Annotated in this window: 12 protein-coding genes and 2 pseudogenes; 13 read left to right on the top strand and 1 reads right to left on the bottom strand. The window is 49.9% G+C overall.

Annotation, left to right across the window (positions count from 1 at the left end; all coding sequences use genetic code 11):
- Positions 1-6: 6 nt before the first annotated feature.
- Positions 7-741 (bottom strand): 3-deoxy-manno-octulosonate cytidylyltransferase, encoded by a 735-nt coding sequence (gene kdsB / locus WS_RS09010; RefSeq protein WP_011139709.1) that lies wholly within the window; start codon positions 739-741, stop codon positions 7-9.
- Positions 742-881: 140 nt separating this feature from the next.
- Here kdsB and WS_RS11315 point away from each other — a divergent pair.
- The 13 genes and pseudogenes from WS_RS11315 to WS_RS08950 all read left to right on the top strand — a co-directional run.
- Positions 882-1,430, top strand: a pseudogene (locus WS_RS11315) (cache domain-containing protein); the annotation flags it as partial.
- A 717-nt stretch (positions 1,431-2,147) separates the two neighbouring features.
- A pseudogene (locus tag WS_RS11310) lies at positions 2,148-2,630 on the top strand (methyl-accepting chemotaxis protein); the annotation flags it as partial.
- Positions 2,631-2,710: 80 nt separating this feature from the next.
- A complete protein-coding gene (locus WS_RS09000) occupies positions 2,711-3,412 on the top strand; it encodes a tRNA1(Val) (adenine(37)-N6)-methyltransferase (protein WP_011139707.1) in 702 nt (233 codons plus the stop codon).
- On the top strand, positions 3,400-3,789 hold the full coding sequence (locus WS_RS08995) for a YkgJ family cysteine cluster protein (protein WP_011139706.1): 390 nt from the start codon (positions 3,400-3,402) through the stop codon (positions 3,787-3,789). The genes WS_RS09000 and WS_RS08995 overlap by 13 nt, the downstream gene beginning before the upstream one ends.
- Positions 3,765-5,048, top strand: coding sequence for a tetratricopeptide repeat protein (locus WS_RS08990; protein WP_011139705.1), 1,284 nt, complete (start codon positions 3,765-3,767; stop codon positions 5,046-5,048). Before WS_RS08995 ends, WS_RS08990 begins: the two co-directional genes overlap by 25 nt.
- A 10-nt stretch (positions 5,049-5,058) precedes the next feature.
- Positions 5,059-5,853, top strand: coding sequence for an indole-3-glycerol phosphate synthase TrpC (gene trpC / locus WS_RS08985; RefSeq protein WP_011139704.1), 795 nt, complete (start codon positions 5,059-5,061; stop codon positions 5,851-5,853).
- 50 nt (positions 5,854-5,903) lie between these two features.
- Positions 5,904-6,155 (top strand): YfhL family 4Fe-4S dicluster ferredoxin, encoded by a 252-nt coding sequence (locus tag WS_RS08980; RefSeq protein WP_011139703.1) that lies wholly within the window; start codon positions 5,904-5,906, stop codon positions 6,153-6,155.
- The gene (locus WS_RS08975) at positions 6,155-7,624 is read left to right on the top strand and encodes a Ppx/GppA phosphatase family protein (protein ID WP_041571896.1); all 1,470 of its coding nucleotides are present in this window, start codon (positions 6,155-6,157) and stop codon (positions 7,622-7,624) included. Before WS_RS08980 ends, WS_RS08975 begins: the two co-directional genes overlap by 1 nt.
- A 4-nt stretch (positions 7,625-7,628) precedes the next feature.
- Positions 7,629-8,612: a lipopolysaccharide heptosyltransferase I gene (waaC, locus tag WS_RS08970; protein WP_011139701.1), complete on the top strand. Its 984-nt coding sequence runs from the start codon at positions 7,629-7,631 to the stop codon at positions 8,610-8,612.
- Entirely contained in the window at positions 8,609-9,511 is a 903-nt protein-coding gene (locus WS_RS08965; protein ID WP_011139700.1) for a lipid A biosynthesis lauroyl acyltransferase, read from the top strand. The genes waaC and WS_RS08965 overlap by 4 nt, the downstream gene beginning before the upstream one ends.
- Positions 9,504-10,256 (top strand): glycosyltransferase family 2 protein, encoded by a 753-nt coding sequence (locus WS_RS08960; RefSeq protein WP_011139699.1) that lies wholly within the window; start codon positions 9,504-9,506, stop codon positions 10,254-10,256. The genes WS_RS08965 and WS_RS08960 overlap by 8 nt, the downstream gene beginning before the upstream one ends.
- The gene (rfaQ, locus tag WS_RS08955; RefSeq protein ID WP_011139698.1) at positions 10,253-11,362 is read left to right on the top strand and encodes a putative lipopolysaccharide heptosyltransferase III; all 1,110 of its coding nucleotides are present in this window, start codon (positions 10,253-10,255) and stop codon (positions 11,360-11,362) included. The genes WS_RS08960 and rfaQ overlap by 4 nt, the downstream gene beginning before the upstream one ends.
- Entirely contained in the window at positions 11,359-12,123 is a 765-nt protein-coding gene (locus WS_RS08950; RefSeq protein WP_232013722.1) for a polysaccharide deacetylase family protein, read from the top strand. Before rfaQ ends, WS_RS08950 begins: the two co-directional genes overlap by 4 nt.
- Positions 12,124-12,127: the final 4 nt, after the last annotated feature.

Below are 12,127 nucleotides of genomic sequence, written 5' to 3'. Positions count from 1 at the left end.
GGCGCTTTAGGAATCTCCAAAAATTTTAAGGGCGCGATTCAAATCCTGGGGCGTGTCGATCCCAAAAGATCGAGTCTCCACCTCAATCATGAGAATCTTGTGACCATGGGAGAGGGCGCGTAGCTGTTCTAGCTTCTCAATCTCTTCTAAAGGGCTAGAGGGAAGCGCGCAAAAGGCTTGGAGGCTTGAACCTGTGTAGGCGTAGAGTCCCAAGTGACCCCGATAAAAAAGGGGAGTCGATTCGGTGCAATCGCGCCAAAAGGGGATAGGGGAGCGAGAGAAGTAGAGTGCACAGGAGTGATTATCCAGAACGACTTTGACAAGGTTAGGATCGCTTGCCTCCTCTTGGGAGACTTTTTTGTAGGCGCTTGCCATGAAGGGGGGTGAATCACCTAGGGAGGCCTCTTGCATCTTCTCTTTGAGGGAGGCGATCACTTCGGGCTCCAAAAAGGGCTCATCCCCTTGGACGTTAAGAATCACCTCATGGGGAGGGAGCTCCAAGATTCTTGCCGCCTCGGCGATTCGGTCGGTGCCGCTGGCGTGGTCTTTGGAGGTGAGAATCGCTTCGATTCCATGGTGCCGACAGATCTCTACCACCTCTAGCGAATCGCTTGCCACCACCGTGGAATCGACCTCCATCGCTCTTTTGGCCACTCGTACAATCATGGGAATGCCTAGAATCTCTTGGACGATTTTGCGAGGAAAGCGGGTGGAAGCCAATCGGGCAGGAATTAAAATCATGAAAAAGTTCCTTTGAAGTTCGCTTGAAACGCTCTTTGGGGGCTCATTATACCCTAAATTGCTTCTAGGCTTAAATAATTGATATACTTAGCCAAGAAGGTTGGGAATAAAATTTAATCCATGCGTAAGGAATCGCTCTCATGCTCAAAAATATTTCGATCAAGACGAGGGTCTATTTTTTTATTCCCCTAATTTTGGGGATGCTTGCGGTGCTGATTTTAGCGCTTTGGTTCTCCCTAGAGAAGCTCAAAGATCGTCAAAATGAGGACTTTGGGCGCTATTTGGAGGCACAGGTCAAAGAGAAGCTCAAGGTTTCTACAGAGGCCAAATCCAAAACGCTCGCCCTTGCTTTGAGCTCTCTAGAGCCATCCGAGCAGGAGAGGCTCATTCATGCCGCCACCGATGCGATTCGCTATGAAGAGGATGGATCGGGCTACTTCTTTGTTTTTAAAGGAACCACGGCCATCTCCCACCCTATCGCCAAAAGCCGCAACAATACGGATTGGGCGAGCGTGAAAGATAGCCAAGGTGTGGAGCTTATCAAAGACCTCTACAAGGCGGCTCAAAAAGGGGGCGGGTTTGTCTCCTATATTTGGGAGAAACCCGGAGCGGGGCTTCAGCCTAAAATCTCCTATGCCGCACCCATTGGTGATAGTGGAATGTGGATTGGGACGGGGGTCTATATTGACAATATCGCCAAGATTCAAGGGGAGATTGGCGGGCGTGCGGATCACTTGGCGATGCAGATCTCTAAAGGAGTTTTGGGGGCGGTGCTAGCGAGCTTTCTTTTGCTTGTTTTGCCGCTTAGCATTTGGGTGGTGCGAAGCGTGGTTGCTCCGCTAGAGGCGACTCAAAAAGGGCTCCTAGGCTTCTTCTCTTTTTTAAACAAAGAGAGCGATTCAGCGACTTTAATTGATTGGGAATCTAGAGATGAGTTTGGAGGAATGTGTAAAATCATCAATCAAAATATCGCCCTCATCTCCGAGCGACTAGAGCAAGACAAACGACAATTTGAGCATATCAATGAGGTTTTGCAAAAGGCGGGCGAGGGGAATTTTAGCGAGCGAATCCAAGCCTTTAGTTCCACCCCAGAACTCATCAAGGCCATGGAGCTTCTCAATGGCTTCCTAGGGACGCTAGAGCGTCAAATTGGTCCCAATCTTGAGGAGATCCTGAGGGTGTTGGAGGGCTTTTCGCGTCTTGATTTTAGCCTCCTTCTTCCCTCTTGTTCGGGTCGTTTAGAGAAGATGGTCAATCAGTTGGGCGAAGATGTCTCTTTGATGTTGAGAGAATCGCTCTCTCAGGCCGAACAGATTATGGCTCGTGCTTTGGCTCTCAAAGAATCGATGTACCAACTAAGCCGCAGTGTCAATGAACAGGCTTCAAGCCTCAAGCAAACCGTCGCCTCCACGGAGGAGATTCATGAGACGGTGGGCTCGGTCACCGACAAAACCCAAGAGGTTGCCAAGCAGTCTGAAGAGATTAAAAGCGTCATCACTATCATCCGAGATATTGCCGATCAGACGAATCTTCTTGCGCTCAATGCCGCCATCGAAGCCGCTAGAGCGGGTGAACATGGCCGAGGCTTTGCGGTGGTGGCTGATGAGGTGAGAAAGCTCGCTGAGCGCACCCAAAAGAGCCTCAGCGAGATCAACGCTAATGTCAATGTGTTAGTGCAGTCGATGAACGAGATCAGTGAATCCATCAACTCCCAAGTGCAAGGAATCACACAGATTAATGAGGCTGTAGGAGAGCTAGAGAAGGTGACAGAGCAAAACGCTCAGGTTGCCATGAGCACCGATCAAATCGCCAATGAGGTGGAGCAGGTCGCCAAACTCTCTTTGGAGAGCACGCGCAAGAAGCGCTTTAGAATCGATTCAAGAGGGTGAGCCCCCTTTGGGGCCTTGCCAAGAAATAGGATACAATACGCCCCTAAAAAGCTCTTTGTGAAGGGAGTGCGCCTTTAGGCATGCAGATCTACCAGCCACTCTGTGGATACGCTTACAATAGCGATACGCTCTTTTTGTATCATTTTGCTCTTCCTCTGATCAAGGAGAGGAGCAGGGCGCTTGAAATTGGTTCAGGGAGCGGAATCCTTGGACTTCTGTGCGCTAGAGACAGGGGCTTGGAGCTTGTGATGGTGGAGCGAGAAAGGGAGATGGCGATCTACTCTGAGCAGAACGCTCGAATCAACGCGATTGAAGCCAAGGTGATGGAGCGCGATTTTCTCTCACTCCAAATAGGGGAGTTGGCTCCTTTTGATCTCGCGCTCTCCAATCCCCCCTTTTACCATCGCAATGTTTTAAAGAGTCAAAACCCCTCCATTTTGGCGGCACGATATGAGGAGAATCTCCCCCTTAAAGAGTGCCTTTTGCAGTTGAAGCGCTTCTTAAAACCAAGGGGAAGTTTCATCTTCTGTTTTGACGCCAAGCAGAGTGATCGTGTCTTTTTTGAGCTCAAAGAGAAGGGTTTTAATCCTGAAACGGTGCGCTTTGTTCACCCTAGAATCACTAAGGAGGCGACGCTTATTATGGTGCAAGCCAGACTCTCCTCCAAAAGTCCGCTCAAAGTTCTCCCACCCCTAGTGGTCTATGAGGGCGAGGATTATTCTAGCGAGGCAAAATCGATCTTCAAAGCGGCAAGGACGCACAGTATCAAATGTCAACTCTAATCATCCAAGAGGGATTTCTTTTTGCTTTTGCCCCTGAGGCTTGTCAAAAATGTGGCGGCTTTTGCTGCTGTGGCGAGAGTGGCTATATCTTTCTAACCCCTCAAGAGATGGAGGGAATCGCCGCCTTTTTGGGAATGGAGCTAGAGCGTTTTGGCGCTTTATATCTCAAAAAAGTGGGCACTCGCTACTCGCTTATTGAGAAGAGAGAGAAGGGGGGCAAGGGGTATGCCTGTATCTTTTTTGATGAAGAGGCAAAAGAGTGTATGATATACGAACATAGACCTAAACAGTGCCGCGATTTTCCCTTTTGGGAATCCAACCGAGGCCAAAATCTTGATGAGGTGATCCAGCAATGCCCTTTTTTAGAACCTTTATAATTCTTGTTTTGACCCTCTTTTGGGGGTGTGCGGGCGTGGCGCTGGAGAGCAACCCCAAAACTCCCGTGGCGATCCAAACCTTTGAAGAGGATGGCTATATTCTTCTCGCTTTTGATGCGCTTGATCGTAACGACCCAAGACGCGCGGTGGAGATTTTTGAGATGCTCTACAAGAGATTAGGAAGCCTAGAGTATCTCAAGGAGGCCATCGCACTTAATGTGGCGATTGGGGATTATCTCAAAGCGCGCGAAGACGCTCTAATCTATTTGGAGGTGGAGCCTAAAGACATGGAGGTGAGGCGAGCACTCATCGGGGTTTTTGCCTCGCTCAATCGGCTTCCTGAGGCTTTGGCGGAGGCAAGGAGATTGCTTGGCGTGGAGAAGAGCGAAGAGAACTATGAGCTTATGGCCTCACTCTACTTTGTGAAGCAGGATTATGTGGAGGCAGAAAAATATTTGGAGAGCGCCTATTCACTCCACCAAGACGAGGCGATTTTAGATCGGCTCACCTCCACTCAGGTGCTCTTTTTGAAAAATCGAGACAAAGCCATCGCCTATCTCGAATCTCACTCTCGAATCAAAGGCTGCAGCGAGATGGTCTGCGAAAAACTCGCGAGTCTCTATCGTGAAAAGCAGGACTTGGCACGACTAGAGGAGACCTACAAGAAGCTCTATGAAGAGTTTGGCGAAGAGCGCTACGCCAAAGCACTTTTAGAGGTTCTCCTCTATCGCAAAGAGTATGATAAGGCGATTTTGTTCTTAGAGAGGAGTGGGGTGGAGCCAGAGGTTCTCCTAGACCTCTATCGCTTCACAGGCTCCCTCCAAAAAGCCCAAAAACAAGCCGAGCATCTCTACGCCATCAAGCATGATGTCACTTTTTTGGGGTTGGAGGCGATGCTTCAGTATGAAAACGCCAAGAATCAAAATGATCCCAAGCTCCTTGAAGCGATTGAATCAAAGCTCCGAATCTACCTGCAGGAGCGCCAAGATCATGTCTATCTCAACTTCCTTGGCTACCTTCTCATCGATCACAATGTGAAGGTGGAAGAGGGCATTAAACTCGTAGAAGAGGCGCTAGAGCAACTTCCCGATTCTCCTCATTATCGAGATTCTTTGGCTTGGGGCTACTATCGTCTAGGAGAGTGCAAGCGTGCGCTAAGCGAGATGGAGAAGATTCCTTTGAGTGAGATTGAGGCCGAAGAGGAGATGTTAGAGCACTACCGATTGATTCAAAAATGCGCCAAGAAAAGTTCCAAATAGAGAGGCATGAATGATATTAGATGAGATTGTTCAAAAGACCAGAGAAGAGCTAGAAAATCGCAAAAAAGAGTATCCTCTGGAGTGGCTGGGGCGCTCGCTCGCCTATAACCCCTATATGCCCCGCGATGTGAAAAAAGCGCTCCAAAGCACGCCAGAGCGCCCCTATAGAATCATCGCTGAGGTCAAAAAAGCAAGCCCCAGCAAGGGAATCATCCGTGAAGATTTTGAGCCCGTGAGTATTGCCAAGGCCTATGAGCTAGGAGGGGCGGACGCTCTCTCAATTCTCACAGAGCCTCATTACTTCAAAGGGAATCTAGAATACATCACGCAGGTGCGACGCTATGTTCCTATGCCTCTTTTGCGCAAGGATTTCATCATCGATTCCTATCAGATTCTTGAAGCTTTGGTTTATGGGGCGGATTTCATCCTCCTCATCGCTGCCGCGCTCAAAGCTAGTGAGCTCAAGGAGTTGCTCGAATACGCCCGACACTTGGGGCTTGAGGTGTTGGTAGAGGTTCACAACAAAGAGGATCTCACCAAGGCGATCTGGGCTGGAGCGGATATTGTTGGCATCAACCATAGAGACCTCCAAACCTTTGAGATGCATATGAATCTCTGCCATGAGCTCATCCCGCTCATCCCTCAAGGCAAGATCATTGTCGCTGAGAGTGGACTCTCCTCCCCCAAGACCCTAGAAGAGCTTCATGGGATTGGAGTGGATGCCTTTTTGATCGGGGAGCACTTCATGCGTCAAAAAGATGTGACGCAGGCGCTTTTAGATATCTATCCTTTAAATAAAAAATAAGAATTTTTTGGCTAAAAGATGGCTTTTGAAATTTTGCGTAAAGGGCGAATATGTCGTTGATGATTACCGAAGAGTGCATCGCCTGTGATGCGTGTCGGGAAGAGTGCCCCAATGAGGCGATTGATGAGGGTGATCCTACCTATATGATCGACCCTGATCGATGCACGGAGTGTGTGGGATACTATGATGAGCCCTCTTGTGTGGGGGCTTGTCCTGTGGATGCGATCATCCCTGATCCCGACAATGTCGAGAGTGTTGAAGAGCTGAAGTATAAGTTTGAGCAGTTGCAAAACGAAGAGTGATGGCTAAGATCACCGCCGTTATCGACATAGGCTCTAACTCCGCGAGGATGGCCATTTTCCAGCGCACGAGTCGCTTTGGATTCCATCTAGTGGAGGAGATTAAGAGTCGCGTGAGAATCTCCGAAGAGAGCTATGAGAGCGGGGGAATGCTCCAAGGCGCTCCGATGGATCGCGCCATTAAAGCGCTTAAGGAGTTTATGGCCATCGCGCGTCTGCGAGGGGCGAGGAAGATCTTTTGTGTGGCCACCAGCGCACTCAGAGATGCGCCCAATGCGGGGGAGTTTCTAGCACGCGCTAGAGCTGAGGCGGGGGTCTCCATCAAGGTGATTGAGGGGGAGAAAGAGGCCTTTTATGGGGCCATTGCTACGCTCAACCTCCTGCCCTATAGAGAGGGGATCACCATCGATATCGGCGGAGGCTCCACGGAGTGTGCGGTGATTAAAGGGGGGAAGATCAAAGAGCTCATCTCCCTAGACATTGGCACGATTCGCCTCAAAGAGCTCTTTTTTGACAAAAAAGGTTCACTCAAAGAGGCGGTCGCTTTTGTCAAAAAGGAGCTAGAGAAGATTCCTGAGAACTTCCGAAGCGAGAGGGTTTTTGGTATTGGGGGCACGATTAGGGCGCTCTCTAAGGCGATCATGAAGAGCACTAGCTATCCCATTGATACGATTCATGGATTTGAATACCCTACCTTGTCCCATCTGGAGACCTTCACCAAGATCTACTCCTCAGAGGTGCTTAAACTTAAACAGTTTGGCATCAAAGAGGATCGATTCGATACGATTCGCGGAGGAGCGCTCATCTTCACCGCTCTTTTGAAGCTTTTTGGCGCCAAAGAGGTGGTCACTAGTGGCGTGGGCGTGCGCGAGGGGGTTTTTTTAAGCGACCTGTTGCGGGGGCATAACTTCATCTTTCCCGTCAATTTTAATCCCAGCGTGCGAAGCCTGATTGATCGATTCTGTCTTAATGAGAATCGTGGAAAGCGTATCAAGAAAAACGCCCTAGAGCTTTTTGACGCCCTTTTGGAGCGCCACCGAATCGATGAGGGCTACAAATATCATCTAGGAATCGCGGCGCGCTTGGCCGATATTGGCACAGCACTTAGCTACTACGATCATCACCATCACGGCAGCTACTTTTTGCTCCACAGCCTCACCTATGGATTCTCCCACAAAGATCGCGCCATCATCGCGTTACTGGTTGAATATCACAACAAGAAAATTCCTAAAGATTCAGCCATTGCCCATGTGCAGACGCTCATGCCCTCTTTGCTCACGCTTCAGTGGCTTAGTTTTATTCTTGGGTTGGCGGAATGCTTGAGCTTGGGGAATGACGCAGAGGGGTTTGCATTTGGCTACAAAAATGGGGTGCTCACGGTCTCTTCGCCTCATGACCTCTATCTTGCCAAAGAAGAGGCAAAGAAGCTCGCCAAACCAGCCCCCATCGCTGTGATTTTCGAGAAGTCCTAATCCCGTGAAAATTGCAATCGTCAAACTTTCCGCGATGGGTGATCTCATCCATCTAGGGGTTTTTCTCCCGCTTTTAAAAGAGCTTCTGCCCGAGCTCTCTATCACTTGGGTGGTGGATGAGGCTTTTGCCCCCTTGCTTGAGAATTCTCCTTGGATTGATACGCTCTATCCGCTCCCCCTGAAGCGGGCATGGAAGAGCCGAGATGTTCGCTCGCTCCTTGAGATGGCTAGAGCTCTAGGGCGCTTGGAGCGCTTTGATAGAGTGATCGATGCGCAAGGGCTGCTCAAATCCGCCTTGATTGCCTCACTTATTCCAGCCAAAGAGCGATGGGGATTTGATCGCGCTTCGGCCAAAGAGGGCTTGGGGGCGCTCTTTTATCACCATGGAGTGAACATCTCCTACAAGGAGCACATCCTAAAGCGCAACGCCAAACTACTGGGCGAATCTTTGGGCATTTCTATCTCCAAGCCTCTGCGCCTCAAAGAGGCTTTTGGATACTCTAAAGAGGCGTTAGAGCGTGTGCGTGTGCTATTAAAGGTGAGCCCAAAAAAGAAGATTCTTTTGGTCTTGGAGGCCTCTAAGAGCAACAAAATCTACCCCAAAGAGCGATTCTTGGAGCTTGCAAGGCTATGCCCTGAGGAGGTCTATCTTTTGTGGCATAATGACCCTTTGAGTGCGGAGTTTATCGCCTGCAATCACTCTGATGCGATCTTGTTGCCTAAGCTTAATTTGGATGAGGTGAAGGCACTGGTGAGCCTTATGGATGGAGTGGTGGGAGGCGATACGGGGGTCACTCATCTGGCTTGGGCGATGGAGAGAGCCTCGGTGACGCTCTTTGGCAACACTCCCTTGGAGCGATTCGCCCTAGAGGGGGAGCGGAATCGAGCCCTTCGAGCCGAGGGGGCGAGCGATTATGACAAGGGAGACTTCTCCATCGCGAAGATATCCCCTTTAGAGGTGAGAGAGAGAATCGAGGAGGTTTTATGAGGGATTGGATGTTAAAGAGGCTTTTCTTCCTCGCCTCACGCCTCTTTCACCTTCTCCCGCCAAAGGTGCTTTTGGGGTTGGCCAAAGCCATAGGCGCGCTCTTGGCGAGGCTGGACAACAAGCGCGGCAAGGATGCCATGGCCAATCTCAATTTTGCTTATGGAGAGAGCCTAAGTCAAGAGGAGAAGGAGCGAATCATCAAGCGCTGCTATGTGAGCCTCGTCTATAATGTTTTTGATTTTCTGCGCCTAGGAGTGATGAGCCAAGAGGAGCTTCTCTCTAGCCTTGAAGTGGAGAGTGAAGAGCCGATTCAAAGAGTGCTCCAAGAGGGGCGACCCGTGATTATTGTCACGGCTCATTATGGGAGCTGGGAGCTCGCTTCACTTTTTATTGGTCTGCGCTATCTCCCACTTGCAATCGTGGGGAGACTCTTTGATGATGCGGTGATTGATGAGATGATCTTTAAGACTAGAGAGCGCTTTGGAATCACGCTGGTGAATAAAAATGGCGCCATGAGGGAGCTGGTGCGTGCGCTCAAAGCAGGGAAGAATCTAGGAATCGTAGTCGATCAAAATACGAGCGATCAAGAGGGAATCTTGGTTGATTTCTTTGGCAAGCGCGTGCGCCACACCCCTTCGGCCTCAATTTTGGCGCGGCGATTTGGGGCGTATATCTTGCCAGCGTTTGTGAAGAGCAGCGGAGATTACACGCGTCACACCATCTGTTTTGACGAGCCCTTTTTAGTGGAGAGGAGCGAGGATATGGAGCGAGATATTCTAGAGGCCACCCAACGCCAAGCTCAGGCTACTGAGAAAATTATCCGCGAGAAGCCTGATGATTGGTTCTGGTTTCATCGGCGCTTCAAGAATCAATATGAGGAGATCTATCGCCATGAATAAGATTTCGGCCGTGATTCTTGTCAAAGATTCGGAGCGACTTTTAGAAAGCGTGCTTAAAGCGCTAGAGCGACTGGATGAGGTGGTGGTGCTGGATAATGGCTCGGTGGATAGGACGCTAGAGATCGCCCGCTCTTTTTCTAATGTTTCGCTCCATTTCCATCCTTTTATAGGCTTTGGTCCGATGAAAAGACTGGGGGCTAAGCTAGCGAGAAATGATTGGATTCTCTCCATTGATAGTGATGAAATCGCCTCTAAAGAGCTTGTCGATGAGCTTTTGAGCACGCCTTTGGATCCGCAAAAAGGCTACTCCTATGATGTGCACAACCACTATCAGGGGAGGCGAATTCGTGGATGTGGATGGGGAGAGGATCGATTCCTTGGGGTTTATCACAAAAGGGTGGCCGACTTTGATGAAAGCGAGGTGCACGAGAAGGTGGTGAAGCTAGAGGGGGGGAGGTTAGAAGAGGTGAAGCTTCATGGCCACATCTCTCACCATCCTTTTGCGGGGGCGCGAGACTTTCTCCAAAAGATTCAATCCTACTCTGACCTCTATGCCAAACAGCACAAAGCTCGCCAATCCTCCTCGCCTCTCAAGGCACTAGGACATTCGCTTTGGAGTTTTACGAGGAGCTATCTTTTAAAGAGGGGATTCCTTGATGGGTATGCAGGGTTTCTCATCTCTGCTTACAATGCGCAGAGCGTCTTTTGGAAATATATCAAACTCTATGAGGCTAATCGCGTATGAGAATCTTGCTCACCAAGCTTCGTCATATCGGAGATGTCCTGCTTATCACGCCGCTTTTTGAGAATCTCAAGGCGCACTATGGAGAGGATTGTGAGATTGGAGTGCTGATCAACCAAGGATGCGAGGGAATCATCCAAGACCATCCTCTCCTCTCTTTTTATCATCTCTACCCAAGAGCGGCTCTTGCCTCTCTTGGTTTGTGGGGGAGGATTCGGGCGGAGGTGGCTTTGGTTCGAGAGATCAGGGCGCATCGATATGATATAGTCATCTCTTTGACAGAGGGGGAGCGGAGTGCTTTTTTGGCCCTTTTAAGTGGAGCGAAGAGAAGGGTTGGCTTTGAACCCAAAAAGGGCTGGGTGAAGCGAATCTATCATGACTACATCCCCAAGCAAGGGATGAAGCACACGGTCGATTCCAATTTGGAGGCGCTTAGGGTGCTAGGGGTGGAGATTAAAAGCAAGAGGGTGAGCCTAGGAGCCCTTCAAGAGGAGGGATTGCCAGAGCTTCCGAGTGAGTTTGTCCATATCCACCCCGTGAGTCGCTGGCTTTTTAAATGCTTGGATGACTCTTTGGTGGCGCAGATCATCGATCGGCTTTGGAACGAGCGGGGATTGAGATCGGTGATCACCTGTAGCGATGATGAGGAGGAGAAGAGGCGATGTGAAAGAATTGCCTCATTCGCCCATAGCGAGCCTTTGCTTATTCTTGGAGGACTCTCTCTGCCCAAGATCGCTGCCCTCAACCAAAAGGCTCGATTCTTTATTGGAGTGGATACGGCCATCATGCACTTAAGCGCGGCCAATGGGACGCCCACCCTTGCCTTTTTTGGCCCTAGCGGGGCGTTTCATTGGGGGCCCTGGGATAATGAGTGCCTAGAGAGCGGGTATCAGCGCCGCTCTGGGATACAAACCATGGGAAAACATCGAGTCTATCAAGATTCTAGAGAGTGTGTTCCTTGCGGTCAAGATGGCTGTGGGGGGAGCAAGCGGAGTGAGTGTCTTTTAGAGATTCCTCTAGAGAGTGCTTGGAGTGTCGTTAGTGATTTTATCCACTCCTCAAAGCCCAACAATCGGGCTTTAGAGGGGTTATGCAAAGGATTAGTGTGAGAAGTGTGCCAGTGATTATGTATCATCATGTGTTGCCAGAGGGTGGTTTTATCACCTCTAGCACGAAAGAGTTTGAGGCACAGATGGCCTATCTTGCCAAGAAGGGCTACAAAACGCTCACCTCAGAAGAGTTTCTGGCTTTCAAGCGGGGGAATTATGAACCGCCCAAGCGCTCAGTCTTGATCACGTTTGATGATGGATGGCGGGATAACTATGTCTATGCCTATGCGATTTTGAAGAAGTATGGATTGCGCGCCACCCTTTTTGTGGTCACGGAGTGGGTGGAGGAGGCGAGCCGCGTGGAGGCGGAGTTCGCTGCTCTTTCTCACAATGAGTGCAAAGAGGCTATCTCAACCAATCCTAGAGGGGTGATGCTCAACTGGGAGGAGCTCAAACAGATGAGTGATGTTTTTGATATTCACTCCCACACACACACGCATCGCGACAACTACTTTCCTGACGTGGAGTGGCATGAGGATTTTGAAATTTCCAAGAATCTCCTCAAAGAGCGGCTTGGAATAGAGAGCCACCATCTCTGCTGGCCTAGGGGTAAATACACCCAAGGGCTCATTCGTACCGCCAAAGCGATGGGTTATGAGATCCTCTACACCACGGAGCGCGGGGTGAATCTCCCTGATAACAAGACGGATGCGATCAAGCGAATCGCCGCGAAGAAGGGGGCATTTTGGCTAGCGAAGAATCTCTTTTTCTTCTCAAGGCCTCTTCTTGGCGCGTGGTACGCCAAGAAAAAGCACTCTTAAAAGA

Source organism: Wolinella succinogenes DSM 1740 (assembly GCF_000196135.1).
In the GTDB taxonomy this organism is placed as follows: domain Bacteria; phylum Campylobacterota; class Campylobacteria; order Campylobacterales; family Helicobacteraceae; genus Wolinella; species Wolinella succinogenes.
This window is presented reverse-complemented; position numbering and strand designations above follow the sequence as displayed.